The 25,555-nt window shown below is 66.5% G+C and carries 24 protein-coding genes and 1 tRNA gene; 8 read left to right on the forward strand and 17 right to left on the reverse strand.

Features of this window, described 5'->3' with window-relative positions; all coding sequences use genetic code 11:
- The first annotated feature begins 102 nt into the window (after positions 1-102).
- The 5 genes from AC10V3_RS01670 to AC10V3_RS01690 all read left to right on the forward strand — a co-directional run bounded on the left by AC10V3_RS01670 (position 103) and on the right by AC10V3_RS01690 (position 4,860).
- Positions 103-1,650 carry a M16 family metallopeptidase gene (locus tag AC10V3_RS01670; protein WP_022533438.1) on the forward strand — a complete coding sequence of 516 codons (1,548 nt, stop codon included), beginning with the start codon at positions 103-105 and terminating at the stop codon, positions 1,648-1,650.
- Between the two features lie 9 nt (positions 1,651-1,659).
- Positions 1,660-3,051 carry a M16 family metallopeptidase gene (locus AC10V3_RS01675; RefSeq protein WP_349605440.1) on the forward strand — a complete coding sequence of 464 codons (1,392 nt, stop codon included), beginning with the start codon at positions 1,660-1,662 and terminating at the stop codon, positions 3,049-3,051.
- Positions 3,052-3,139: 88 nt separating this feature from the next.
- Positions 3,140-3,826, forward strand: coding sequence for a 16S rRNA (guanine(966)-N(2))-methyltransferase RsmD (rsmD, locus tag AC10V3_RS01680; protein ID WP_022533440.1), 687 nt, complete (start codon positions 3,140-3,142; stop codon positions 3,824-3,826).
- Between the two features lie 219 nt (positions 3,827-4,045).
- Entirely contained in the window at positions 4,046-4,531 is a 486-nt protein-coding gene (gene coaD / locus AC10V3_RS01685) for a pantetheine-phosphate adenylyltransferase (protein WP_022533441.1), read from the forward strand.
- A 68-nt stretch (positions 4,532-4,599) separates the two neighbouring features.
- The gene (locus tag AC10V3_RS01690) at positions 4,600-4,860 is read left to right on the forward strand and encodes a YfhL family 4Fe-4S dicluster ferredoxin (protein WP_454751526.1); all 261 of its coding nucleotides are present in this window, start codon (positions 4,600-4,602) and stop codon (positions 4,858-4,860) included.
- Positions 4,861-4,958: 98 nt separating this feature from the next.
- Here the strand turns inward: AC10V3_RS01690 and AC10V3_RS01695 are convergent, their stop codons facing one another.
- From AC10V3_RS01695 to AC10V3_RS01730, 8 genes are all read right to left on the reverse strand, one after another.
- The gene (locus AC10V3_RS01695; protein WP_490923000.1) at positions 4,959-6,803 is read right to left on the reverse strand and encodes a PhoX family protein; all 1,845 of its coding nucleotides are present in this window, start codon (positions 6,801-6,803) and stop codon (positions 4,959-4,961) included.
- Between the two features lie 216 nt (positions 6,804-7,019).
- Entirely contained in the window at positions 7,020-7,616 is a 597-nt protein-coding gene (gene pth / locus AC10V3_RS01700) for an aminoacyl-tRNA hydrolase (RefSeq protein ID WP_022533443.1), read from the reverse strand.
- A gap of 148 nt (positions 7,617-7,764) precedes the next feature.
- The gene (locus AC10V3_RS01705) at positions 7,765-8,382 is read right to left on the reverse strand and encodes a 50S ribosomal protein L25/general stress protein Ctc (protein ID WP_022533444.1); all 618 of its coding nucleotides are present in this window, start codon (positions 8,380-8,382) and stop codon (positions 7,765-7,767) included.
- Between the two features lie 128 nt (positions 8,383-8,510).
- Positions 8,511-9,464, reverse strand: a complete 954-nt coding sequence (locus AC10V3_RS01710; protein WP_022533445.1) for a ribose-phosphate pyrophosphokinase — start codon at positions 9,462-9,464, stop codon at positions 8,511-8,513.
- Between the two features lie 94 nt (positions 9,465-9,558).
- Positions 9,559-9,635: transfer RNA gene (locus tag AC10V3_RS01715), tRNA-Gln, on the reverse strand.
- Between the two features lie 59 nt (positions 9,636-9,694).
- Positions 9,695-10,573 carry a 4-(cytidine 5'-diphospho)-2-C-methyl-D-erythritol kinase gene (gene ispE / locus AC10V3_RS01720; protein ID WP_022533446.1) on the reverse strand — a complete coding sequence of 293 codons (879 nt, stop codon included), beginning with the start codon at positions 10,571-10,573 and terminating at the stop codon, positions 9,695-9,697.
- Positions 10,570-11,181, reverse strand: a complete 612-nt coding sequence (gene lolB / locus AC10V3_RS01725; RefSeq protein ID WP_022533447.1) for a lipoprotein insertase outer membrane protein LolB — start codon at positions 11,179-11,181, stop codon at positions 10,570-10,572. Before lolB ends, ispE begins: the two co-directional genes overlap by 4 nt.
- 94 nt (positions 11,182-11,275) lie before the next feature.
- Positions 11,276-13,255 (reverse strand): tetratricopeptide repeat protein, encoded by a 1,980-nt coding sequence (locus AC10V3_RS01730; RefSeq protein ID WP_022533448.1) that lies wholly within the window; start codon positions 13,253-13,255, stop codon positions 11,276-11,278.
- A gap of 141 nt (positions 13,256-13,396) precedes the next feature.
- Here AC10V3_RS01730 and mutM point away from each other — a divergent pair, with 141 nt between their 5' ends.
- The 3 genes from mutM (at position 13,397) to mutY (ending at position 17,786) form a co-directional block, all read left to right on the forward strand.
- Positions 13,397-14,263, forward strand: coding sequence for a bifunctional DNA-formamidopyrimidine glycosylase/DNA-(apurinic or apyrimidinic site) lyase (mutM, locus tag AC10V3_RS01735; protein WP_022533449.1), 867 nt, complete (start codon positions 13,397-13,399; stop codon positions 14,261-14,263).
- A 269-nt stretch (positions 14,264-14,532) separates the two neighbouring features.
- Positions 14,533-16,485 (forward strand): dynamin family protein, encoded by a 1,953-nt coding sequence (locus AC10V3_RS01740; protein WP_490923002.1) that lies wholly within the window; start codon positions 14,533-14,535, stop codon positions 16,483-16,485.
- Positions 16,486-16,598: 113 nt separating this feature from the next.
- A complete protein-coding gene (mutY, locus tag AC10V3_RS01745) occupies positions 16,599-17,786 on the forward strand; it encodes an A/G-specific adenine glycosylase (protein WP_022533451.1) in 1,188 nt (395 codons plus the stop codon).
- Between the two features lie 19 nt (positions 17,787-17,805).
- Here mutY and AC10V3_RS01750 read toward each other — a convergent pair whose 3' ends face one another.
- The 9 genes from AC10V3_RS01750 to lptA all read right to left on the reverse strand — a co-directional run bounded on the left by AC10V3_RS01750 (position 17,806) and on the right by lptA (position 25,554).
- Entirely contained in the window at positions 17,806-18,474 is a 669-nt protein-coding gene (locus tag AC10V3_RS01750; RefSeq protein WP_022533452.1) for an LON peptidase substrate-binding domain-containing protein, read from the reverse strand.
- 97 nt (positions 18,475-18,571) lie between these two features.
- A complete protein-coding gene (gene rapZ / locus AC10V3_RS01755; protein ID WP_022533453.1) occupies positions 18,572-19,456 on the reverse strand; it encodes an RNase adapter RapZ in 885 nt (294 codons plus the stop codon).
- A 107-nt stretch (positions 19,457-19,563) separates the two neighbouring features.
- Positions 19,564-19,893, reverse strand: a complete 330-nt coding sequence (locus tag AC10V3_RS01760) for a PsiF family protein (protein ID WP_022533454.1) — start codon at positions 19,891-19,893, stop codon at positions 19,564-19,566.
- A 169-nt stretch (positions 19,894-20,062) separates the two neighbouring features.
- Positions 20,063-21,034 carry an HPr(Ser) kinase/phosphatase gene (gene hprK, locus AC10V3_RS01765; protein ID WP_012351664.1) on the reverse strand — a complete coding sequence of 324 codons (972 nt, stop codon included), beginning with the start codon at positions 21,032-21,034 and terminating at the stop codon, positions 20,063-20,065.
- An 80-nt stretch (positions 21,035-21,114) separates the two neighbouring features.
- Positions 21,115-21,570, reverse strand: coding sequence for a PTS IIA-like nitrogen regulatory protein PtsN (gene ptsN / locus AC10V3_RS01770; RefSeq protein WP_022533455.1), 456 nt, complete (start codon positions 21,568-21,570; stop codon positions 21,115-21,117).
- Between the two features lie 427 nt (positions 21,571-21,997).
- Positions 21,998-22,348 carry a ribosome hibernation-promoting factor, HPF/YfiA family gene (gene hpf, locus AC10V3_RS01775; protein WP_022533456.1) on the reverse strand — a complete coding sequence of 117 codons (351 nt, stop codon included), beginning with the start codon at positions 22,346-22,348 and terminating at the stop codon, positions 21,998-22,000.
- A 48-nt stretch (positions 22,349-22,396) separates the two neighbouring features.
- On the reverse strand, positions 22,397-23,875 hold the full coding sequence (locus tag AC10V3_RS01780) for an RNA polymerase factor sigma-54 (RefSeq protein WP_490923005.1): 1,479 nt from the start codon (positions 23,873-23,875) through the stop codon (positions 22,397-22,399).
- Positions 23,876-24,043: 168 nt separating this feature from the next.
- Positions 24,044-24,844: an LPS export ABC transporter ATP-binding protein gene (gene lptB / locus AC10V3_RS01785; protein WP_022533458.1), complete on the reverse strand. Its 801-nt coding sequence runs from the start codon at positions 24,842-24,844 to the stop codon at positions 24,044-24,046.
- A 56-nt stretch (positions 24,845-24,900) separates the two neighbouring features.
- On the reverse strand, positions 24,901-25,554 hold the full coding sequence (lptA, locus tag AC10V3_RS01790) for a lipopolysaccharide transport periplasmic protein LptA (RefSeq protein WP_490923007.1): 654 nt from the start codon (positions 25,552-25,554) through the stop codon (positions 24,901-24,903).
- Between the last annotated feature and the right edge of the window lies 1 nt (position 25,555).

Raw genomic sequence — 25,555 nt, forward strand, 5'->3', positions numbered from 1 at the left:
TAGTCCCGGCCGGCGATTGCGTATAGTTCGCTACATGGCAGATCCGTGGGCGCACGCATGCACACATGGATCGATCGGCAAAATTCTAGCAGACGGGGTCGCATGAACCATTGCGCTGTCCTGACCGCAGCGGGCGCCGAAGGCGCCCAAACGCGCATTCAACGCCTCTCACAACCGCCCTTCGCACCACTCCAATCGCTTCCCGCCCGCGCCGCGCGTCTCGCGCGGCGTGTCATTCCCACGTTGCTGCTGGCGTTGCTGCCCTGGTCGATGCCGGCCGGGGCGCAGGGCGTGGTTGCCTCGCCGATGCCGGGTACGCAGACCGCGCCGGCCGGCGCAACCGCGCAGGGCACCACCGAGTACCGGCTCTCCAACGGCCTGCGGCTGATCGTCAAGGAAGACCACCGCGCGCCCACGGTGGCGCACCAGATCTGGTACCGCGTGGGCGGCATCGATGAGGTGAGCGGCACCACGGGCGTGGCGCATATGCTCGAGCACATGATGTTCAAGGGCACGCCCAAGGTCGGGGTGGGGGAGTTCTCCAAGCAGGTCGCCGCACTGGGCGGGCGCGAGAACGCCATGACCAACCGCGACTTCACCATGTACTACCAGCAGATCGGCAAGCAGTACCTGCCCAGGATGATGGAGCTGGAGGCCGATCGCATGGCCAACCTCATCATCAGGAAGGACGAGTTCGAGCGCGAGATGAAGGTGGTGATGGAAGAACGCCGCCTGCGCACCGACGACTCCGCGCGCGGCAACGTCTACGAGCAGCTGCTGGCCACGGTCTATACCGCCGCCGGCTACCGCCACCCGGTGATCGGCTGGATGGACGACCTGGTCAATATGCGCGTGGACGACGTCAAGGACTGGTACCGCCACTGGTACGTGCCCAACAACGCGCTGGTGATCGTCACCGGCGACGTCAAGGCCGAGGAAGTGCGCGCGCTGGCCGAGCGCTACTATGGCAAGCTCAAGCCGCGCACGCTGCCGCTGCGCAAGGACCAGGAAGAGCCGGAGCAGAAGGGCATCAAGCGCATCTGGGTCAAGGCACCGGCCGAGAACCAGTACATGGTGATGGCCTACAAGGTGCCGCGCCTGCGCGATGTCGAAAAGGACGTCGATCCCTACGCGCTGGAGGTGCTGTCGGCCGTTCTCAACGGCTATGACAACGCGCGCCTGACGCGCGAGCTGGTGCGCGAGCAGCGCCTGGCCGACGACGTCAATGTCGGTTACGACAGCATCAACCGCGGCGAGTCGCTGTTCGTGCTCGACGGCACGCCAGCCGCGGGCCACAACACCGACGAGATCGAGCGTGCGCTGCGCGCCGAGATCCAGCGCATCGCGAAAGAGGGCGTCTCGCCTGAAGAGCTCAAGCGCGTCAAGGCGCAGGTGGTGGCCGGCCAGATCTACAAGCGCGATTCGGTGTTCGGGCAGGGCATGGAGATCGGCGTTTCCGAGATTTCCGATATCTCCTGGCGCCAGATCGACCGCATGCTTGACAAGATCAAGGCCGTCACGCCGGCCCAGGTGCAGGCCGTTGCAGCAAAGTACTTTAGCGACGACAACCTGACCGTGGCCACGCTGGTGCCGCAGCCGATCGACCCGAACAAGCCCAAGACCCAGGCCCCGTCGGGCCTGCGCCACTGAGGAAAGGCGATGTCTCAATTCGTCACCGCATTTGCTACCCCGCAGCGCGCGCTGCGCAAACTGGCAGGCGCCGCGCTCGGCGCCGCCGTGCTGCTGGTCGCGCAACTGGCGCAGGCCGCCATCCCGATCGAGCACTGGACCGCCTCCACCGGCGCGCGTGTCTTCTTCGTGCACAGCCCGTCGATCCCGATGCTCGACATCAATATCGACTTCGACGCCGGCAGCCGCTATGACCCGCCGGGCAAGGCAGGGCTGGCCACGCTGACCGCCGCGCTGCTCGACAAGGGTGCGGCCGCGCAGGACGGCCAGCCGGCACGCGACGAAGCGCAGGTCGCCGACGGCTTTGCCGATACCGGGGCCGCCTTTGGCGGTGCGGCCGGCGGCGACCGCGGCGGCATCGGCCTGCGCACGTTGACGGCGCAGCCGGAACTGGACCAGTCGGTCGCGCTGGCGGCCCAGCTGATCAAGGCGCCGACCTACCCGGACGCCGTGGTCGGCCGCGAGAAGCAGCGCCTGATCACCGCCATCCGCGAAGCCGACACCAAGCCGGGCGTGATTGCCGACAAGGCACTGGCCAAGGCCATGTACCCCGACCATCCCTATGGCGTGGCGGCGACGCCGGACAGCGTGGCGTCGATCAAGCGCGACGACATCGTCAAGTTCTGGCGCGACAACTACAACGCGCAGCGCGCGGTGGTCACGCTGATTGGCGCCGTCGATCGCAAGCAGGCCGAGGCCATCGCCGAACTGCTTACGCGCGGGCTGCCGCAGGGCACTGCCGCGCCGGCGATGCCGCAAGTCAAGCTGAACATCCCCGCCACCGAACAGCGCGTGCCACACCCGGCGCAGCAATCCAGCGTGGTCATCGGACAGCCCTCGATCGCACGCGGCGATCCCGATTATTTCGCGCTGCTGGTGGGTAACTACGTGCTGGGCGGCGGCGGCTTCAGTTCGCGTCTGACTGACGAGGTGCGGGAGAAGCGCGGCCTGACCTACGGCGTCGACAGCTATTTCGCGCCGTCCAAGCAGCCCGGGCCGTTCGGCATCAGCCTGCAGACCAAGAAGGCACAGACCGACGAGGCGCTGGCGCTGGTGCGCCAGGTGCTGGCGCGCTTTGTTGCCGAGGGACCGACCGAGAAGGAGCTGCGCGCGGCCAAGGACAATCTGATCAACGGCTTCCCGCTGCGCATCGACAACAACCGCAAGCTGCTGACCAACGTGGCCAATATCGGCTGGTACGGGCTGCCGCTGGACTACCTGGATACCTGGACCGCGCAAGTGGGCAAGGTCACGCGCGAGCAGGTCAGGGCGGCGTTCCAGCGCCATGTGCGCCCGGACGGCATGGCCACGGTGATCGTCGGCGGCCCGGTGACCGCGCCAGCCACCACAGCCAAGCAGTGACGGCCACGCCGCATCGGGCCGGTTTGTCGATGCGCCGCCGCACACCCGAGCGTGCGGCAGAACGGCCCGCAGGCTCTACAATCACGGGATGAATTCGCGCTCCCGATTGCCATCGCCCGCCCCTGGCGGGCGAACCGCTACCCCCGCCACCGGCGGGCGGCCCACTGCATCCCCGGCCCCGCGCCCGGCACCCCGCCAGGCGCCATCTCAAGTCCGCATCATTGGCGGACGCTGGAAGCGCACCTTGCTGCCCGTACCCGATGCCCAGGGCCTGCGCCCGACGCCCGACCGCGTGCGCGAGACGCTCTTCAACTGGCTCGGCCAGGACCTGACCGGCATGGAATGCCTGGACCTGTTCGCAGGCTCGGGCGCACTTGGCTTCGAGGCCGCGTCGCGCGGCGCGGCCGCGGTCACGCTGGTGGAGTCCAACGCGCGCGTGGCCAAGCAGCTGCGCGACAACCAGTACCGGCTCGACGCCGGCACGGTGCGCGTGGTGCAGGGCGATGCCTTTGCCGTAGCCGCGCAGATGCCCGATGCCAGCTTCGACGTGATCTTCCTGGACCCGCCCTTTGCCGAGGACTGGATCGGCCCAGCGCTGGAACATGCGGCGCGGCTGTCGCGTCCGGGCGGCGCGGTCTATGTGGAAACCGACCATGCGCTGACCGGTGCCGATGCGCCAGTGCCTGCGTCGCTTGAGATCGTGCGGCACGCGCGCGCCGGCGCGGTGCATTTTCACCTGCTCTTGCACCGCAGCCCTGGCAACGGCGCCGCCTGAGGTTCCAATCAGGCTCCACGAAGGCCCTCTATGCCCTGAAGCGGGGCGCCCGGTGACGGTGCGCTGCAGCAAAAGGGAGCGTCAGGGGCCTTCCAAGTGGCGGATTTAGGGTTACACTACGCCGCTGTCACAACGCTCGCGACGCAGCACCCGCGCCGGTCCGGCCGGCGAACGAGGCGGCCCACATACGGCCGGCAGCGGGCAGATCAAGGAGGAAGTATGGTCATCGCGGTCTATCCCGGCACCTTCGATCCAATGACCCGGGGACACGAGGATCTGGTCCGCCGTGCGTCGAATATCTTCGACGAACTGGTGGTCGGCGTGGCGCAGAGCCCCAACAAGCGCCCGTTCTTTGCGCTCGAAGAGCGCATCGCCATCGCCCGTGAAGTGCTCGGGCACTATCCCAATGTGCGCGTCGAGGGTTTTTCCGGCCTGCTCAAGGACTTTGTGCGCAAGAACAATGCGCGCGTGATCGTGCGCGGCCTGCGCGCGGTGTCCGACTTCGAGTACGAGTTCCAGATGGCGGGCATGAACCGCTACCTGTTGCCCGACGTGGAAACCATGTTCCTGACTCCGTCCGACCAGTACCAGTTCATCTCCGGCACCTTCGTGCGCGAGATCGCGGTGCTGGGCGGCGACGTCAGCAAGTTCGTGTTCCCGTCGGTGGAACGCTGGCTGCAAGAGAAAATCGGTAAACCGGAATAAAATAGCAGTTTCAGATACGTCGATTCGCGGCCAGTCGGGCGCGGGCGTGTCCGCAGGAAGGAAACACCATGGCGCTGATGATCACCGACGACTGCATCAACTGCGACGTTTGTGAACCCGAGTGCCCGAACGAAGCCATTTCGATGGGGCCCGAGATCTATGAAATCGACCCCAACAAGTGCACCGAGTGCGTCGGGCACTTCGACGAGCCGCAATGCCAGCAGGTCTGCCCGGTGGCCTGCATTCCCAAGGATCCGAACAGGGTCGAGACGCATGAGGTGCTGATGCAGCGTTACCGGCTGTTGACGGCTGCCAAACACACGGCCTGAACGGTTCCCTCGGCAAGGCAAAAAAAGCCCCCGCCACCGCAAGGTGACGGGGGTTTAACTTTTCCCCTTTACTACTTACTACTTACGACACTGCGCGGTCAGGCACCCATCGGCTTGCCGTCGGTACGGCGCACCACGATGGTGGACGAGCGCGGCGGCCTGGCCGCGTCCGGCCACTTGCCGGTGGGGTGCTGGATATTGATGAAGCAGGTGGTCAGGTCCGGCGTGTAGGCGATGCCGGTGATTTCGCAGCCGGTCGGACCCACCAGGAAGCGCTTGGACTGACCCGTCGGCGAGACGTAGTACATGCTGTTGTTGCCGAAGGTGTTGATGAAGCTGGCGCTGGTGCTGGAGTCGGTCTGCACCCACAGGCGGCCCTTCGGGTCGACGCGCAGGCCGTCCGGGCTGGAGAAGGTGTCGCCGTTGATATTGCCCTTCAGGTTGTCGGTGGCCAGCGATGGGTCGCCGGCCTGCAGCAGGATGCTCCACGTAAAGGTGGTGGCCAGCGGCGAATTGCCGGCTTCGATCCACTTGATGATATGGCCGTGCAGGTTGTTCTTGCGCGGGTTGGCGGCGTCGGTCTGCTGGCGGCCGCTGTTGTTGGTCAGCGTGCAGTAGAGCGTATTGTCCGGTGCGGCCGTGATCCACTCGGGACGGTCCATCAGCGTGCCGCCGGCCACGCGCGCAGCGGCCTTGGTGTTGACCAGCACGTCGGCCTGGCTGGTGAAGTCGACCGTGGTCGGCGCCGGCGAGGTGGCCGACTGGGTCCAGTTGCCAGGATCCGAAGCGCCGACGGTCAGGCCGTTCTTGCCCTGCGTCAGCTCGATCCACTGGCCGCTGCCGTCGGCGTTGAATTTGGCGACGTAGAGCGTGCCGCTGTCCAGCAGGTTGGCGTTGGCGGCGCGGTTGTTCGGATCGAAGGCCTTGCTGGGTACGAACTTGTAGATGCAGCCCGGCGTGCCGTCGTCGCCCATGTAGAAGGCGACGTTGTTGCTGGCGTCGGTCAGGAAGGCGACGTTCTCATGGTCGAAGCGGCCCATCGCGGTGCGCTTGGACGGCGCGCCCAGCGTGCCGTACGGATCGACTTCCACCACCCAGCCGTAGCCGTTGTCGGCCTGGTTCGGGTCGATGTAGTTGTCCGTGCTTTCTTCGCAGGTCAGGTAGGTGCCCCACGGCGTGTAGCCGCTCGAGCAGTTGTTGAGCATGCCGACCACGGTCGAACCCACCACCGAGGCAGCCGGGCCGCCCACGCGGTACAGCGTGTTGCCGGTGTAGCGCTTGTTGTAGATCGAGTCGCGCTTGACCTGCCACTTGCCGCTGGCGGCCAGTTCGACCTCGATCACCGAAATGCCGACGGCCGACAGCGCGATGCGCTTCTGCTCCGGGCTGGCAGTGGCGGCGTCGTAGGCGGTCGGGAACAGGATGTTGTAGTCCGGCAGCTCGTGGTTGATGGCGAGCAGGCCGCCCTTCTGCGGATCGACGCCCGGCAGCGCGAAGAAGTGCATGCCGTCGTGGTTGCCGCCGGCCTGGCGCTCGGTCTCGGCGGACGACTGGAAGGCGCCGGCATAACCGGTGGCGCCGGCTTCCACCGGATCGCCGGCGGAGAACAGCACGTCGATGCTGTAGCCGTTGGGCACCACCACGGCATCGGCGGTGGACTTGGCGACCGGCTCGAAGGTGACTTCATAGCTCGGGGTGACCGGGCCGGTGGGCGCCGGCCCTGGGGCGGGTGCAGGGGCCGGGGCGGGATCGTCACCGCCGCCGCAGGCGGCCAGCAGGCCGCTGCCGAAGGCCGAGACCAGCGACAGGCCGAGGCCGCCGCGGAGCACCCGGCGGCGCGCCGGGTTGGCGGCGACGATGTCTTCGAGCATCTGGCCGGGCACGTCAACGTCGGGCTTGGCGGCGCGGCCGGCGGCACGCGCTTCGTCGGTCAGGTACGACATGGGCTTTTCCTCCTGTGGGTTTGTCATGGGCGCAAGCCATCATGGGATGCCGGCGCGGTGGGAAGCCCGCAATGTAGGTGCCGCCTGTGTAACTTTGATGACCGGATGTCTGCGACAGCAGAGTTTTGGATCGGAACGCGACAACAATTGAAAAAGGCCGCTTTTGCGGCCCGTTTTCATGCTGTTGTCGCAGGAGTGTGCCTGCGTGCGCTCCCGTCAGCGCGCGGTATGCAGCTGCGCCATCGCGCGCTCGGCATCGCCGCGCGCGAGCAGCCCCAGCGGGTCGATGCTGCGGTCGATGGCTCCCTCGATCGCTTCCTGCTCCTCACGCCGGGGCGGCTTGAGCACGAAGCTGACCACGTCCTCGCGGCCCGCACCGGCGCCGCCCGGCGCGTTGCGCGGATGGCCCACGCCCAGGCGCAGGCGCCAGTATTCCTGCGTGGTCAGGTGGGCCGAGATGTCCTTGAGCCCGTTGTGGCCGCCCGCGCCGCCGCCGCGCTTGAGTTTCACGGTGCCCGCCGGCAGGTCCATCTCGTCGTGGGCCACGACGATCTCGTCGGGCAGGATCTTGTAGAAGCGCGCCAGCGACACCACGGCCAGCCCGGAGCGGTTCATGAAGGTCGACGGCTTGAGCAGCCAGATATCCTGGTCCCACAACCGCGCACGCGCGGCCAGGCCATGGAAGCGGCCCTCCACGCGCAGCGTGGCGCCGCCCATGCGGGCGAGCTGGTCCACCAGCCAGAAGCCGGCGTTGTGTCGGGTGGCCTCGTACTCCGCACCGGGATTGCCGAGGCCGACGATGAGCTTGATCATGCGTGTTGAACAGGTTGGGTGGCAGCGGCTACTGCGTGCAACAACGGCGTACCGCCTGCAGGCGCCAAGCATACGCCAAAAAAAACCGCCGGCAGGGCCGGCGGCTTTTGGCTGCGTGCGGCCAGGGCCGCCACGGCGCAACGACAGCTTAGGCAGCCGGCGTCTCGCCTTCGCCTTCGGCAGCGCCTTCGGCGGCCGAAGCGGCGCCAGCCGGCAGCGAGATGCTGGCGATGGCGGGATTGTCGTCACCGTGGGTGATGACGGTCAGGCCTGCCGGCAGCTTCAGATCGCTCAGGTGCAGGGTCTGGCCCAGCTCCATGGTGCCGACGTCCACTTCGATGAACTCAGGCAGGTCGGCCGGCAGGCACGACACTTCCAGGTCGTTCACGATGTGGTTGACCAGGCCGTGGCCCAGCTTCACGCCAGGAGCGGTCTCCTGGTTCATGAAGTGCAGGGGCACCTTGACGTGGATCTTGTCGTTGGCCGACACGCGCTGGAAATCGACGTGCAGCACCAGCGGCTTGAATGGGTGCATCTGGAATGCACGCAGCAGGGCCTGTTCCGACTTGCCGGCGACTTCCAGTTCCAGGATCGACGAGTGGAACGCTTCCTTCTTCAGGGCGTGCCACAGCGCGTTGTGATCCAGTTCGATCATCTTCGGTTCGGCGGCGCCGCCGTAGATGATGCCGGGGGTCTTGCCCGAATTGCGCAGGCGGCGGCTCGCACCCGTTCCCTGTACGCTACGCTCGAAAGCGACAACTTTCATGATGACTCCAAAGTAAGAAGGCTGTCCGCGACCAGACAGCCCCGTTGCGGCGCAAAGATAGATATGCGCCGATCAAGCCACGTTGACCGCCAAAATCTGGCAATCAACGTGGTAAACCAAAAATTTTATCAGGATCCCGCGAACAGCGACATGATCGAGTCGCCCTTGACGATGCGGGTGAAGGTCTCGGCCAGCAGCGGGGCGGTCGAGAGTTGACGGATCTTGGTGCACTTGGCGGCTTCCTCGGACAGCGGGATGGTGTCGCACACCACCACTTCGTCCAGTGCCGACTCGGCGATGCGGGCAGCGGCGCCGCCCGACAGCACGGGGTGCGTGCAGTAGGCGAAGACCTTCAATGCGCCGCGCTCCTTCAGCACCTGGGCAGCCTTGCACAGTGTGCCGCCGGTGTCGATCATGTCGTCCATGATCACGCAGTTGCGGCCGTCGACTTCACCGATGATGTTCATCACCTCGGCCACGTTGGCCTTGGGACGACGCTTGTCGATGATCGCCAGGTCGCAGTTCAGTTCCTTGGCCAGCGCGCGGGCACGGACCACGCCGCCGACGTCCGGCGACACCACCAGCAGGTCGCCGTAGTTCTTCTCGCGCAGGTCGCCCAGCAGTACCGGCGAAGCGTAGATGTTGTCGACGGGGATATCGAAGAAGCCCTGGATCTGGTCGGCGTGCAGGTCCATCGTCAGCACGCGCTCGACACCAGCGACTTCCAGCATGTTGGCCACGACCTTGGCCGAGATCGCCACGCGCGCCGAACGCGGGCGGCGGTCCTGGCGGGCATAGCCGAAGTAGGGCATGGCGGCGGTGATGCTGCGTGCCGAGGCGCGCTTGAGCGCGTCGACCATCACCATCAGTTCCATCAGGTTGTCGTTGGTCGGCGCGCAGGTGGACTGCAGCACGATGACGTGCTTGCCGCGAACATTTTCCTGGATGTCGACCTGGACTTCTCCGTCGGAGAAACGGCCAACGAGCGCCTTGCCCAGCGGAATGCCGAGGTGCTGTACGACAGCCTCCGCGAGTTTGGGGTTGGCGTTGCCGGTAAATACCATCAAGCCTTCGCTGCTCATTCGGGGCACCTGTCTTGCTGCTGGGGGAGCTTGGCGTCACCGGCAAAGCCGGTGACTGATACAGAGGGTCCGTAAGGACACTATAGGAATGTAATGGCAGGGGAAGAAGGATTCGAACCTTCGAATGCCGGAATCAAAATCCGGTGCCTTGACCAACTTGGCGACTCCCCTACACAACCGGGCCGTTCTTCGTGGTACCACACTGCCGTACCGCGCCGAACGATAACTTGCTATGCGAGCGCTGCGAGCGGGTGACGTGCCAGACTGCGCACACACCTGCCATCCCACTCGGGAGGCAACCTTTCCAAAACCTGCTGCGCTGTTGTTGCGTCGGGAAAACGCGCAAACACACAGGCTCCGGAACCGGTCATCCTGGCATGCTGATTGTGTTGCTTCAGCCATGCAAGGGCTCGGGCGACTTCGCCGAACTTCGCTGTTGCTATCGGTTCCAGGTCGTTGCGACCGAAATCGAATTTGTTTGTGCGAGCAGCGAAGACCGCAATTATGGAGAGCGGCGTATCCCTTGTCAAGCAGCTGTCCGAAAAAATTTCAGCGGTCGGCACGTGTTGTTTCGGGTGGATGACGACGAACCAACTGTCGGGCAAATCGACCGGCGTCAGTTGCTCGCCAACGCCTTCGGCAAACGCGTTATGCCCGAGCACGAACACAGGCACGTCGGCCCCCAGCGTCAGGCCGATGCGCATCAATTCGGCACGCGAAAAGCCGAGGCCCCACAGGTGGTTCAGCGCCAGCAGCGTGGTGGCCGCGTCGGACGATCCGCCGCCGATGCCGCCGCCCATGGGCAGCACCTTGTCGATGGCGATGTCGGCGCCGAAGGCGGTGCCGCTGGCCGCCTGCAAGGCGCGCGCGGCGCGCACTGCCAGGTCGGTGTCGGCCGGCACGCCGGGCACATCGGTGACACGCGCGATGACGCCGTCATCGCGCCTGCGGAAATGCAGCGTGTCGGACCAGTCGACCAGCTGGAACACGGTCTGCAGCGTGTGGTAGCCGTCAGGGCGGCGGCCGGTGACATGCAGGAACAGGTTGAGCTTGGCCGGCGCCGGGCAGTCGCGCAGCTCGGGCGGGGGCAGGGCAGCGGTTCGGGTCATGGCGTTCGCGGATCGATCACCAGGCGTACCGACAGCGGATTGGCGGCGGAATCGCGCGCCAGGTCGATACGGCGCGGCACCGGGCGGGCAGCCGCATCGGGCGCAGAGGTGTCCTGCCACGCGACATAGCGCACGGTCCAGCCGTTCTGCGCGAGCGTTGCGAGGCGTCCCTGCTCGTCGCGCGTGGTGCGCGCGGGCGAGCCCTGCGCGGCGCGGCCATGCAGCCAGTCGCGCATGCCTGCCACCGGCAGCGCGAAGCCGAGCGCCTCTTCCATCAGCGTGTCGACCTCGGGCGCATTGCGCGGCGGCTGGTTGGGCAGGTCGAGCGTGGCGCCCGATGGCGTGGCGGTCACCACGGCCAGCGTCTGGCCAAGCGGGGAGACCAGGTCCAGGCGCACGTTACGGCCCTGCTCCTCCCAGCGGAAGCTGCCCTGCACGCCTTCGTCGCGCCCGTAGCGCACGTAGTTGGCGGAGAAGCGGCCAGTGTATTGCTGGCTCGCGGCGGTTCCATCGGCATCGAAATTGCGCGACGGCGCCACGCTGGCGCAAGCCTGCAGCAGCAGGGGGGCGCCAAGGCAAAGCAGTGCCAGGCGTCGGGTTCGGTTCATGGGCATTGTCGGGAAGCGGCGGCGCGCTGCGGCAGCCGCCGGCGGACATGAGTCCGGCGCCGCGGGCCTCCAGCGAGGCCGCGGTGCGCGGAGGTTACTTGGACGTCTGTACGTTGACCTTGTAGCGGCGCAGCGTGTCGATCAGGGTCTCGTTCTCCGGATCGATGCGCACGGCCTCGGTCCAGGTCTTGCGCGCTTCGTCGTGCTCGCCGAGCTGCCACAGCACCTCGCCCAGGTGCGCGCCGATCTCGGCTTCGGGCGCCTTGGCGTAGGCGTTGCGCAGCAGGTCCGCCGCGGGGCGCAGGTCGCCCATGCGGAATTTGACCCAGGCCAGGCTGTCCATGATGTACGGATCGTCCGGGCCCAGTTCGGAGGCGCGCTCCAGCAGCTTGAGCGCCTCGGGCAGCCGCTCGTTGCGGTCGGCCAGCGAGTAGCCCAGCGCGTTGTAGCCTTGCTTCTGCTCGGGCAGCAGCGCGATGACCTTGCGCAGGCCTCTTTCCATGCTGTCGTAGCGCTTCTGGCGCTCGTCCAGCATGGCCAGCTCGTAGATCCAGTCGGCGTTCTCGGGCTCGGCCGTGATGCGTTCGTCCAGCACCTTGCGGGCGCGGTCGTAGGCCTTGGTCTCCATCAGCGTGGCGACCTCGGCCTGACGGATGGCGGTCATGCGCTGCGAGCGCTGGCCTGGATCGGGGATGTCCTCGGCGTCGGAAAGCATATCGCCGAAAAGCGCCTGCGCGTCGTCGAGCTTGCCCATGCGTGCCAGCAGCTGCGCACGCTTGGCGGTCGCCGCGGGTGCCAGCCGGATGTCCTCGATGCGGTCCAGCCACTGGATCGCGCCGGCATAGTCCTTCCGTTCCTCAGCGATCTGCGCCAGGTACTGGTAAGCAATGTCGGGATTGGCGGTGGGCTGCTTCTGGACCAGCTGCAGGTATTCCTTCAGGTACTGCTCGGCCTCGGTGTAGTTCCTGGCCTGCAGGCTGGTCAGACCCAGCGCCAGCGGCACGCGCGGGTCTGCCGGTGCCACCTTGCGCAGCGTCTCGAACTCTTGCCGGGCCGCCTGCATGTCATTGCGCAGCAGGTACAGCCGCGCCAGCGTGATATGGCCGTTGACCGAGTCGGGAGACTTGTCGAGGAAGCGCTTGAGGATGGCGACGGCTTCGTCGGGCTCCTTCTCGGCGCGCAGCTCGGCGGCCATCAGTGCCGCGGCTTCATAGCCGGGCCGCAGCTTCAGCGCCTGGTCCAGCGCGGCAAGCGAGCCCGGCACGTCGCCGGCGACTTCCTTGGCGCGCGCCAGCGCGAGTTGGGTCTCGGGCAGACGCGTATCGTTCCTGGTCAGCTCCTGCAGCAGCGTAGCGGCGCCGGCGGGATCGCTGGTGCGCGACAGCTGCTGCTGCAGTTGCAGGATGGCATCGCCGCGATGGGTGGCCGGCACCGAAGCCAGTTGCTGCTGCAGCAGCGGCCGGGCATCGTCCCAGCGACCGTTGAGTACCAGCAGCGTCGACAGCACCTGGGTGGCGGCGGGCGAGTTCGGCGAGATCTCGCGCCACAGCCGCGCAGCGTCCAGCGCCTGCTGCGGGACGCGCGCGTTGAAGGCGATCTCGGTGGCGCGCTGCGCGAAGCGCGGGTCGCGTGTCTGCCGCGCCAGTTCCAGGTAGGTGCGGTAAGCCGGGCCGACCAGGCCGCGCTGCATGGAAATCTCGGCGGCGAGCACCATATAGACGATGTCGTCGGTCAGCTCGACCGACGGCAGCGCACTGCGTGCCGCCTTGGCGGCCGCGGCGCGGTCGCCCTCGGCGGCGGCCAGCTGCAGCCTGGGCAGCGGGGCCTCGGCGGGCGGTGCGGCATGGGCCGCTCCCGCGGCCACGGCGAGCAGTGCCGAGGCGGCCAGCGCACCCACATGGCGGCGGTGACTTTGCCGGAACACGGCGAGTGCGCTAGCGGCCCGCGCTGTGCGGGAAACGGCGCCTATGGCTGCGGCCAGTGGATTACCCGCGGCGTGCCTGGCGTGCCCGACGTGCTCAGTGAGGGGATGCGACGTGGTGTCCGGCATCTGGTCCGGAATAAGGTCCGACATGTATTGAGTGCTCCGGCGCACGCTGGCGAAGGATTGGATAAGGGCATTGTAGCCTGCCGCTACAATGCGCTGCTCGGCGCCCGCGGGCTTGCGCACGCAGGGCCGGCAGGAGTTTGGAGCGGTAACAAACGGAGAGGTTCGATGCCTGAATTGCCCGAGGTCGAGGTGACCCGGCGCGGCCTGCTGCCGCATGTGGTGGGCCGGCGCATCGCCGCGGTGACGGTACGCCACCGGGGCCTGCGCTGGCCGGTCGATCCGGAGCTGGAAAGCCGTCTGGCGCAGCGCGTGGTACGCCGGATCGAGCGCCGCGGCAAGTACCTGCTGCTCGAATGCGTCAGCGCCGATGGGGAGGCAGCCACCGGCTGGCTGCTGGTGCATCTGGGCATGACCGGCACGCTGCGGGTGCTGCCCGATGCGCCGCCGCCCGGCACGCACGATCACCTGGACCTGCTGCTCACGGCCGAACCTGGCGCCGGGCCTGGCCCGGTGGTGCTGCGCTTTCGCGATCCGCGCCGCTTCGGCGCGATCTTGTGGACCACGCTGCCCGAGGCCGAACTGCAGCAACACCCGCTGCTGCGCACGCTCGGCATCGAGCCCTTCGATGCCGCCTTCGACGGCGCCTGGCTGCACCGCCACACGCGCGGGCGCAGTGCCGCAATCAAGACAGTGCTGCTGGCGGGCGGCATCGTGGTGGGCGTGGGCAACATCTATGCATCGGAAAGCCTGTTCCGCGCCGGCATCCGCCCGACCACGCCGGCCGGGCGCCTCAGCCGCGCGCGCTGCGACCGCCTGGCGCAGGCCGTGCGCGAAACGCTGGCGCAGGCGATCGAGCGCGGCGGCAGCACGCTGCGCGACTTTGTCGGCAGCGACGGCGCCAGCGGCTACTTCCAGCTCGATTGTTTTGTCTATGACCGCGCCGGGCAGCCGTGCCGGGTCTGCAGCACGCCGGTGCGCCAGATCGTGCAGGGCCAGCGCTCGACTTTCTACTGCCCGAACTGCCAGCACTGAGCTGCTGCGACATGCGCTGTGTGGCGCACAATGCGCGCCGCTGCGGATTGTCGATGGGTCGGCGCAACACTCCTCGTCCGCGGAACCCACAAGGGGCGTGAATTCCACAAAACCGCCGTGGAAACCTGTATCGTGTGCGCAGTCATAAAAAGTTACAAAAATGGCCCAACCGTCTGAAAGATTCGCGGCGGCGGCCGGCATTGCGTGAACACGGGCACGCCACCCGGTGGCCAGCCCCGAGGTAGAAACCGAGTCAGCCAAACAGCTCCATGACAACGCTCGCCCACCAATTCGAACAATACGGCGCCTGGAGAACGGGGGTCCTCCAGTCACTGGCCGAATTCCAATCCTGGCTGCAGCAGCACGACCTGTACGACGCACAGGCCGATGACCGCGTGCAGCGCATCCAGAACGTACTGCGCGGCGACCGCCTCAAGGTCGCCTTTATTGCCGAGTTCTCGCGCGGCAAGAGCGAGCTGATCAACGCCATCTTCTTTGCCGACTACGGGCGCCGCATCCTGCCGTCGTCGGCTGGGCGCACCACCATGTGCCCGACCGAGCTGCGCTATGACGAGGCCGAGCCGCCGTGCATCCGCCTGCTGCCGATCGAAACGCGCCTGCAGGAAGCCTCGACCGCGGACTTTCTCGAGGCCGGCACCTCGGCCGCGCACTGGCATTCTGTGCCGCTCGACCCGTCTTCGCCCGAAGGTATGCTGGAAGCCTTCCAGCACGTGGTGCAGACCGTGCGCGTGCCGCCGCAGCAGGCCGAGGCGCTTGGCCTGTACCACGAGAACGATCCCGACGCCGCCTACGCGGTCGATGCCGAAGGCATGGTCGAGATCTCGCGCTGGCGCCACGCCGTCATCAATTTCCCGCACCCGCTGCTGCGCCAGGGCCTGGTGATCCTCGACACGCCCGGGCTGAACGCGATCGGCACCGAGCCCGAACTGACGCTGCGGCTGATCCCGGACGCGCACGTAGTGGTGTTCGTGCTGGCGGCGGACGCCGGCGTCACCAAGAGCGACCTGGAGCTGTGGCGCAGCCATGTCGGCGCCGGCCACCGGCGCGGCTGCCTGGCGGTGCTCAACAAGATCGACGGGCTGTGGGACCCGCTGCGCCAGCCGGCCGAGATCGCGCAGGAGATCGCGCGGCAGGTCTCCACCACCGGGAAGGTGCTGGGCATCGAGCAGTCACGCATTTATCCGGTATCCGCGCAGAAGGGCCTGGTGGCCAAGGTCACGCACGACGACGCGCTGCTCGCGCGCAGCGGCCTGCCCGAGTTCGAGCATGTGTTGTCCAACCAGTTGATCCCGCGCCGGCGCGAGATCGTCTCGGACCAGGCGCACCGGCTGGTGCAGGACATGGCGCGCGCCGCGCAGCAACTGCTGCAGAGCCGTCGCCGCGACATCGTCGAGCAGTTGTTCGAGCTGCGCGGCCTGCGCGGCAAGAACCACGCGATGGTCAAGCACATGCTGATGCGCGTGCAGGGCGAGAAGGAAGAGTTCGAGCAGAGCATCAGCAAGTTCCAGGCGCTACGGCTGGTGTTCGGGCGCCACAGCGCCGACATCATCAAGAGCCTGCAGCTGCGCGACGTGCGCCACACCATGCGCACCGCGCGCGAGCAGATGAAGGAGCGCTTCTTCTCGCGCGGCCTGCGCGAGGACATGGACGCGCTGCTCGCGCAACTGACCGCGCTGGTGACCGATGCCGACAACAAGATCGGCCAGCTGCATCAGCTGATCGAAAGCATGTACCGGCGCTTCAATGCCGAGCACGGCTTCACGTTGCCCGCGCCGATGCAGTTCACCGCCGAGCGCTACATTGCCGAGCTGCAGGAAACGCTGCGGCTGGTGCATGCGCATTTCGGCACGGTCAGCATGCTGACCCGCTCGCGGCCGCAGCTGGTGCAGAACGCGTTCAGCACCATGGCCAGCCGCGTGCTGGAGAACTTCCGCGACCTCAATCGCGATATCGAGGTGTGGCTCAAGTCGGTAATGACGCCGCTGGAAGCGCAGGTGCGCGAGCACCAGAAGCAGCTGCGCCGCCGTGTCGATTCGATCGAGCGCATCCACGAAGCCACCGACACGCTGGAAAGCCGCATCGCCCAGCTCGAGGAAGTGCTCAACGGCCTGGACGAACGCAGCGGGCATATCGAGAACTTCGCGCAGCGGTTGCTGCGGCCGACAGCCAATCCCGCCGGGGTGGACCTGGCAGTGGCCTAGCGCGGGGCACCGTCGCCGGGCGGTATATCATGTGGCGCCGCGCGTAGCGGCGCCATTTTTATTTGGTGCGCCCGCGACCGCAGCGCCCCCACGTTCTACACCAGTCTCACCCGATGCCCCGCAAGCCCGCCCCCCGTGCCGCTCCAGCCGTTCCCGCCGTGCCTGACGACATCCACGTCCCCCCCGATTTCGGCGCGCGCGTGGTCGACTGGCAGCGCGTGCATGGCCGGCACGACCTGCCGTGGCAGAACACGCGCGACCCATACCGCATCTGGCTGTCGGAGATCATGCTGCAGCAGACGCAGGTCAGCGCGGTGATCGACTACTTCCAGCGCTTTATCTTGCAGTTGCCCACGGTACAGGCGCTGGCCGCGGCGCCGGCCGACCAGGTGATGGCGTTGTGGGCGGGGCTGGGCTACTACTCGCGTGCGCGCAACCTGCACCGGTGCGCGATGCAGGTGGTCAGCGAACATGGTGGCGAGTTCCCGACCGACCCGGCGGTGCTGGCGACGCTGCCCGGCATCGGCCGCTCCACCGCCGCGGCGATCGCCGCGTTCAGCGCCGGCGTGCGCTCGCCGATCCTGGACGGCAACGTCAAGCGTGTGTTCGCGCGCTTCTTCGGCATCCACGGGCATCCGGGCGAACGCGCGGTGGAAGCGCGCATGTGGCAGCTGGCCGAGGCGGCGCTGCCGGCCCCGGGTCCGCGCCAGGCCGAGGACATGATCGCCTACACGCAGGGCCTGATGGACCTGGGTGCAACCGTATGCTCGCGTGGCAAGCCTGCATGCCTGGCCAATGCGGGTGCGTGCCCGCTGTCCACCGATTGCGTGGCGCGCCGCGACGGCCTCACCGCCGTGCTGCCCACGCCCAAGCCGCGCGCAGCCATCCCCGAGCGCAGCACCGTGATGCTGCTGGTGCGGCGCGAGCGTGAAGTGCTGCTGCGCCTGCGCCCGGACAGTGGCGTGTGGGGCGGCCTGTGGAGCCTGCCGGAGATGCCGGTCGACGCCGTGCCGTTCGATGCCGAAGCCGCGGAAGAGGCGGCGCTCGACTATGCGCGCGCCTTCGGCAAGCCGACGCGTGCCGCGCTGACCGGCGAGCTGACCCACGTGTTCACGCATTTCCGCCTGCTGATCCGTGCCATCCGGGTCGATGTCAGCACCGACCCCGGCAACCTGATGGTGCGGGACAGCGCCGCGGAAGCCGCGCAACGCTGGATTTCGCTCGATGATCTCGATGCGCTGGGCACGCCCGCGCCGGTGCGCAGGCTGCTGGAAGACCAGGCGCGCGGCGGGCTGTTTTGATTGATGTGGGGAACTGCGCCTAGACCATGTGGTTCTGGCGCATATACCGGTGCACGATCTCGATGCGCATGCCCGCATCGGGCAGTGCCATCAGCATCTGCTTGGCCTTGAGCGGCACCGGCAGCAGTTCGCACAGCCGGTTGGCGACCCAGCTCGGGTCGTCCCACAGGTAGGGCTCGTCAAAGGGCAGGCGGTCTGGCTGCTCGGCATGCAGCCGGGTCACGATGCGCCGCAGCGCGTCCAGGCATTCACCCAGCAGTTCCAGCTTACAGTCGATGATGTCGGCGGGCAGCACTTCGGCGCGCGCCACCAGCAGGCCGTCGTCGCGCGTCTCGTGGCTGATGATGCGGAAGCGTTCGCGGCCGCGCGCGCGGATCAGCAGCACACCCAGTTGCTCCATATTGCAATCGACGATGTCGGCGAGGCAGCCGATCGGCTCGGGCACGGTGGCCTGGTCGGGGCGCGCCACCTCTTCCCCGCTTTCGATCAGGCATACGCCAAAGGGCGTGCTGTCGCGCAGGCAGTTGCGCACCATGTCGACATAGCGCGCCTCGAACACGCGCAACGGCAGCCGTCCACCGGGAAACAGCACGGTGTGCAAGGGGAACAGCGGCAGGTTGTCGAGCGTCTGCGTTGGGTCGTCGGACCCTGCAGACGCGGTATGACGGTAGAGATCGGTCGAAGACATGCGGTGCCAGCTTGCGTAGGGGACGCTGTTCGGGCAGCAATGGCGCGCCGCCAGGCAAACGCTGCGCGCCACCGCCCGCAGGCAGGCACGTTTCGCGTCAGCCCGCCGGCGCGAGCTCTCGGTGTCTCACCAGCACATTACCATGCGCCCGGAAATAGTTGGCGAGCCTTTCCGCAATATAGACCGAGCGATGCTGGCCGCCGGTGCAGCCGATCGCCACGGTCAGGTAGCTGCGGTTGTCAGCAATGAAACTCGGCAGCCACTTTTCGACATAGGCGCGGATATCCTCGGCCATCGCCAGCACCATCGGCTGCCCCTGCAGGAAGTCGATCACCGGCTTGTCGCGGCCCGTCAGCGGGCGCAGCGCCAGGTCGTAGTAGGGGTTGGGCAGTGAGCGCACGTCGAACACCATGTCGGCGTCGCTGGGCACACCGTGCTTGAAGCCGAAGGACTCGAACAGCAGCGTCAGCCGTTCGCTGTCGTCGCGGATCAGCTCCTTGATCCAGCTGCGCAGCGTATTGGTGCGCACATTGCTGGTGTCGATCCGGTGCGCGGCCTCGGCCAGCGGGCTCAGCAGCTCGCGCTCCATTTCGATCGCTTCCATCAGCGCGGTGTCGTTGAGGGCGGGCTCGCCGCCCGGGCCGGGCGTGCCTTCGGTGCGGATCGACAGCGGATGGCGGCGGCGCGTCTCGGAGTAGCGTTGCACCAGCGCGTCGGTGCTCGCCGTCAGGAACACCACCTCGACCTGGTGCTCGGGCGCGAGCGCGCGCACGGTGTCGGGCAGCTCGTCGAGCGATTCGCGGCTGCGGATGTCGGTGGCCACCCCCAGGTGCGTATAGCCTTGGCTGGCGAGATAGCGGGTCAGTTCCGGGATGAACTGCGCCGGCAGGTTGTCGACGCAGTAATAGCCTGCATCTTCGAGGACGTTCAGGGCGACGGACTTGCCGGAACCGGAAATGCCGGTGATGAGAATGATGCGCATAGCAAGTGAAGCATAGCATCAGGTGATGGCCGCGTCATGACAGTCGCCGCAAGCAAAAATGGCGAGCCTCGCGGTTCGCCATTCATTGTGCGTCAGCTGGACATTGGTCAGGCCGACTTGGACAGGCATTCCTTCATGTACGCCTTGTATTCGTCGCCCTTCTTGCCCTTGCCCTCCTTGCTGCAGGCCGCCATCTTTTCCTGCTGGGTCTTGGGCACGGCCGACTTGTTGGCCGACAGGCATTCCTTCATGAACGCCTTGCGCTCGTCGCCCTTCTTGTCGCCGGCCTGGGTGTTGCAGGCCTTCATCTTTTCCTGCTGCGCGGTCGGGGCCTTGGCTTCCTTGGCGGGAGCGGCCGGTGCCGACGCCGTCTGGGCAAAGGCCACGGACGCCATCAGCGGGGTCACCAGCGCGCAAATCGCGATCAGTTTTTTCATGCTTGCTCTCCTGGCTGTGGAAAACATCATGGCCGCGCGGGTATGGGGGCTCGTGGCGGCCTGTGGATGGGCTCGATGCCCATTACAGCACAAAACGTAGGACGTCCCAAGCACGTTGACGGCAGCGCCTGCCGCCGTTGTAAGCAATTGAAAGCGCAGTGCGGAAGGGTCAGAGCAGCCGGCCCTGGCCGCGCGAAACCGCGTCGGCCTGCATCGCCGCGCGCTGGCGGTCCATGAAGTCGCGCAGCGTGTCGATGCCGCGCAGGCGCAGGATGGTGTTGCGCACCGCGGCCTCGACCAGCACGGCAAGGTTGCGGCCGGCCGCAACCTGGATCTTGACCATATGGATCGGCAGGCCGAGCACGTCGAGGTATTGCGAATCGAGCGGCAGACGCTCGAATTCGCCGTCGTTGCGCCGCACCAGCTGCACCACCAGCTTGATCTTCATCTTCCGCCGCACCGCGGTCTCGCCGAAGATGGTCTTGATATCGAGCAGGCCCAGGCCGCGCACTTCCAGCAGGTTCTGCAGCAGCGGCGGGCAGCGCCCCTCGATGAAGTCCGGCCCCAGGCGCACGAAGTCGACCGCATCGTCGGCCACCAGCCCGTGGCCGCGCGAGATCAGTTCCAGCCCGAGCTCGCTCTTGCCCAGGCCCGATTCACCCATGATCAGCACGCCCATGCCGAGGATGTCGAGGAACACCCCGTGCATGGTCACGCGCGGCGCGGAAATGCGCGACAGGTACAGGCGCAGGTGGTCGATCACCGCGGCCGACGACACCGGCGTGGTGAACAGCGGCGTGGACGAGCGCGTGCAGCGCAGTTCCAGGTCGGGCGGCGGCTCCATGCCGTCGGCGATCACCAGGAAGGGCGGCTCGAGCAGGATCAGCTCGCCCATCTGGCGCTTGCGGGTCTCGTCGTCCAGGCGCTGGTAGTAGGTGATCTCGGGCTTGCCGAGCACCTGGATGCGGTTGGGGTGGATCAGGTTCAGGTGGCCCACCAGGTCCGCGGCGGAGGTGGCCTCGCGGGCGAATTCCACGTCGAAGGCGCGATCCGCCCCTTCCAGGCCGGCCACCCACGAGAGTTTGAGGTCGGCTGCGTTGTCGTCGAAGATCGACTGGGAGGTGACGCCGGTGAGTTCCATGCGGTATGACTGGTGAGGCGGTGTGCGAAGCGTCTTGCGCCTGCCCGGTCTGGTGCCGGCCCGCTCTGGGGATCAGTGGATCAGGGGTGCCATGCAATCAGCAACTGGTGCACGGCATCGGGCGTGGGCAGGGTTGCCAGCCCTTCGCGCATGTCCCGGTCCGACAGCAGTTGCGCGATTTCAGAAAGGATTTCCAGGTGCTGCTGCGTGGCCTGCTCGGGCACCAGCAGGAAGATCAGCAGCGACACCGGCTTGCCGTCCGGCGACTCGAACGGGATCGGCTCGGCCAGCCGCATGAAGGCGGCCAGCGGCTGCTTCAGGCCCTTGATGCGGCCATGCGGGATCGCCACGCCGGCGCCCAGGCCGGTGGAGCCCAGCGATTCGCGCGCGAACAGGTTGTCCGTCACAGTAGCGCGCGCCACGCCATGGTTGTTCTCGAAGAGGAGCCCGGCCTGCTCGAACACACGCTTCTTGCTGGTGACGCTTACATCGAGGTTGATGTTGCCGGGTGGCAGCAATTTGGCCAAACGATTCATGGGCGATGCGCAGGATTTCAGTTAGCGGGGCGGATCAGCCGTTCCGGCCGGGCAGTGGGCTGCTGCGGGCGGCTGCAAAGTCACTCGACGCCGGGCCGTCAGCCGCCCGCGGGCGTCCGGCCATTATAGAGCAGCGGCTTCCTCCCCATTGTGCAGCGCAGCGCCGGATTCGGGTGCAAAACGACACAAGGTCACGCACCGGGTTGGATGCAAAAAATGCCCGCCTGCCATGTATGGCGCAGCATACACCTTGCCGCCGTCGTTGCGAACACCCTCGCCCAATCGGGTGGTACTAGTTTGCACCGCCGCCACAGCCAGGGCGCTTTATGCTCATTTTCTGGCGCCAGGGCGCAAAAAAGCCGCGTTTGAGCGCGGCTTGCCTGTCTAGTCTCGGATTCGACGGCTCGCTGGGAGCCGCCGGGCACGGTCATTGCTGCATTTGCGCTGCGGCCATCTGATATTTGACCGCCTCGCGGTCGTGGCTTTGCACGCGGTCCTTGTAGCGGATCACCTGACGGTCGAGCTTGTCGACGAGCGCGTCGATTGCCGCATACAGGTCTTCGTGATGCGCTTCAACAAAGATGTCCTTGCCCCTGAGATGTAGATTGATTTCCGCGTACTGGCGCCGGTCCTTTTCTTTGTGATTATCGACAGAGAGCAGCACGCTAACGCCAATGACTTGATCGAAATGCCTGACGATTCGCTCCAGCTTCGTTTCCACGTACTCACGCAATGCCGGCGTGATGTCAAGGTGGTGTCCACTGATCTTGAAGTTCATAGCGCTTCTCCTTCTGAAAGAGCCTCACCAGGCAGGCGGTGGGCTCGGCTACAAAGACTTGCGGAGATTGACTGCGGGGATTTTCAGGGCTTCGCGATACTTGGCAACGGTGCGGCGTGCGACAACGAAGCCTTGTTCGCCCAGCAGTTCGGCAATGCGACTGTCGGAAAGGGGATTCCTCGGGTCTTCGGCTCCTATCAGTTGCTTGATCAAGGCGCGGATGGCCGTTGATGAAGCCGCGCCACCGGTTTCGGTGGACACGTGGCTGCCGAAGAAGTACTTCAGTTCGAAAGTACCCATCGGCGTTGCCATGTATTTATTGGTCGTCACCCGGGAGATGGTTGACTCGTGTAAACCCAGTGTATCGGCAATCTCCCTCAAAACCAAGGGGCGCATGGCGATTTCGCCGTGGGTGAAAAAGTTCTTTTGACGCTCGACAATGGCCTGTGAGACACGCAGGATGGTGTCGAACCGTTGCTGGATGTTCTTGATCAGCCACCGCGCTTCCTGCAGCTTCTGCTGCAGGCCGGCCGTGCCCGACTCGCCCTTGGCGCCGCGCAGGATCTGCGCGTACATATCGTTGATGCGCAGCCGCGGCATCACATCCGGGTTGAGTTGCGCGGTCCAGCCGCCGCCGCTCTTGCGCACGAATACATCGGGCACCACGAAATCGGCTTCCGGGCGGCTGTAGGCATGGCCGGGATAGGGCGCGAGCGAGCGGATCAGTTCATGCGCCGCCTTCAGCGCCGCTTCGTCCACCTGCAGCGCCTTCTTCAGCCGCGTGTAGTCGCGCACTGCCAGCAGTTCCAGGTGGTTGGTGACGATGACCAGCGCCAGGTCGCGCTGCGGGTGCTTCAGGCGCCGCAATTGCAGCGCGAGGCACTCGGCGGCATTGCGCGCGCCCACGCCGGGCGGATCGAAGCTCTGCAGCAGCGTCAGGATCGCGTGGACTTCCTCGATCTCGAATTCGAGTTCTTCCGGCAGCTCGGTGCAGATTTCCTCGAGCGACGCGCTCAGGTAGCCGTCGTCGTCCAGCGATTCGATCAGGAAGATCGCCAGGCCCTTGTCGCGCGTCGAGATCTTCAGCGGCGCGAGCTGCTCCATCAGGTATTCGCGCAGCGTCGGCTCGGCGTCGCGCAGCTGCATCGGCGTCTTTTCGTCATCGTCGCCTTGCGGCCGGCGGGCGAAGTCGTCAAGGCTCCAGTCGCTGCCATAGTCGTCGCCGCTGCTGCTGTCGCCGTAGCTGTCATTGTCGCCCGCGGCGTCGGTGCGCGCGTCACCGTTTCCTTGCGGCTCGGCCGGCGCGGGTGCGGGCGCGCTCTGCAGGTTGACCGAGCCGTCGGCGGCCACGCGCAGCGGGCTTTCGATCCAGTCGTTCTCACGCTCGAGCAGGGGGTTTTCCGTCAGCGCCTGTTCGACTTCCTGCTGCAGTTCCAGCGTTGAAAGCTGCAGCAGCCGGATCGACTGCTGCAGTTGCGGGGTGAGTGCCAGGTGCTGGGAGAGGCGGAGCTGTAGCGACGGTTTCATGCGACCTATTTTATGCGCATCTTTCCGTTGTTGGAACGGAAATTGCTATCGCTGATGCGCTCTGATCGCCGCACGCTGTGGGGTATCCCACGCGCTGCCTGAACAAAACCTGCCGTGTGTGGTAGCGCTCGAGACAACGCTTCTGACCACTTTCAGCAGGCCGGTACATCACATGCGGAAGTTCTCGCCCAGGTAGACGCGCCGCACCGATTCGTTGGCGATGATCTCTTCGGGCTCGCCCGCGGCCAGCACCGTGCCTTCGCTGATGATGTAGGCGTGGTCGCAGATGCCGAGCGTTTCGCGCACGTTGTGATCGGTAATCAGCACGCCGATATTGCGCGCCTTCAGGAAGCTGACGATGCGCTGGATCTCGCCCACCGCGATCGGATCCACGCCGGCGAAGGGCTCGTCCAGCAGGATGAAGCGCGGCGACGAGGCCAGTGCGCGCGCGATCTCCACGCGGCGGCGCTCGCCACCCGACAGCGACAGCGCCGGGTTGTTGCGCAGGTGCGCGATCTGCAGGTCGTCGAGCAGCGAATCGAGGCGGCGGTCGATCTCGGCCTTGCCCAGCGGCTTGCCGTTTTCCACCTGCAGCTCCAGCACGGCGCGGATGTTCTCCTCGACGTTGAGCTTGCGGAAGACCGAGGCCTCCTGCGGCAGGTAGGACAGCCCCATGCGTGCGCGCTCGTGGATCGGCAGGCCGCTGATATGGTCGCCGTCGAGCACGATATCGCCCTCGTCCAGCGCCACCAGGCCGACGATCATGTAGAACGAGGTGGTCTTGCCCGCGCCGTTGGGGCCGAGCAGCCCGACCACCTCGCCGCTCTTCACGTCCAGCGAGACATCCTTGACCACCGTGCGCGTGCCATAGCGCTTCCTCAGGTGGCGCACGACCAGCGTGCTGCCCCCGGCTAGGACGGTGGAGGCTTCGACGAAAGGCTTTTCGGCAATCGTTGCGGTATCGGTCATTGGCTCAGGCATTCATTCAGGCGGCGGCGCAGGGGATGTCGTATGCGGCGCCGGCGTCAGGGTTTGTTGGCCGGCGCGGGCGCGGACTTCAGGTTCAGCGGCGAGCCGCCGGCACCGGGCGCGCCTTGGGCGCCCTGGTCCTGGCGCGGCGACAGCACTGCGCGCACGCGGCCGGAAGGATTGGCGGGCGAGCCCTCGCCGCCGCTACCGGCAGCCGTGTAGAACTCCTTGCGGCTGTCGTAGGTCAGCACCGCGCCGCGGATCTCGTCGACCATCTTGGCACCCTGCAGGCGGGCCATGCGGGCATTGCCGATCAGCTTGGACAGTTCCTGCTTGCCGTCGTATTCGATGCGGTCGCCCCAGCCGTCGATATATTCATCGACACCCTCGCGCTTCTGCCGGATATACGCCTGCTTGCCCGGCTTGGCGGTGGCCACGGCGAACTGATAACCCTCCGGGTCGGTGCGCAGCTCGGCCGCGTCCGACTTCAGGATCATGGTGCCCTTGGTCAGCACCACGTTGCCGGTGAGCGTATAGATCTGCTTGACGTCGTCGTAGCTGGCGTTGTCGGCCTCCAGCACCATCGGCTTGTCGCGGTCCGCGCGCTCGGCAAGGGCGGGCTGGGCCAGCAGCAGGCCGAAGGCCACTGCCGAAGCCAGCAGGGCAGGGGCGGTGCGTCGACGGGACGATGTCGTCAGGAAAGCAGTCATG

The sequence above is a fragment of the Cupriavidus sp. PB-02 genome, from assembly GCF_058252315.1.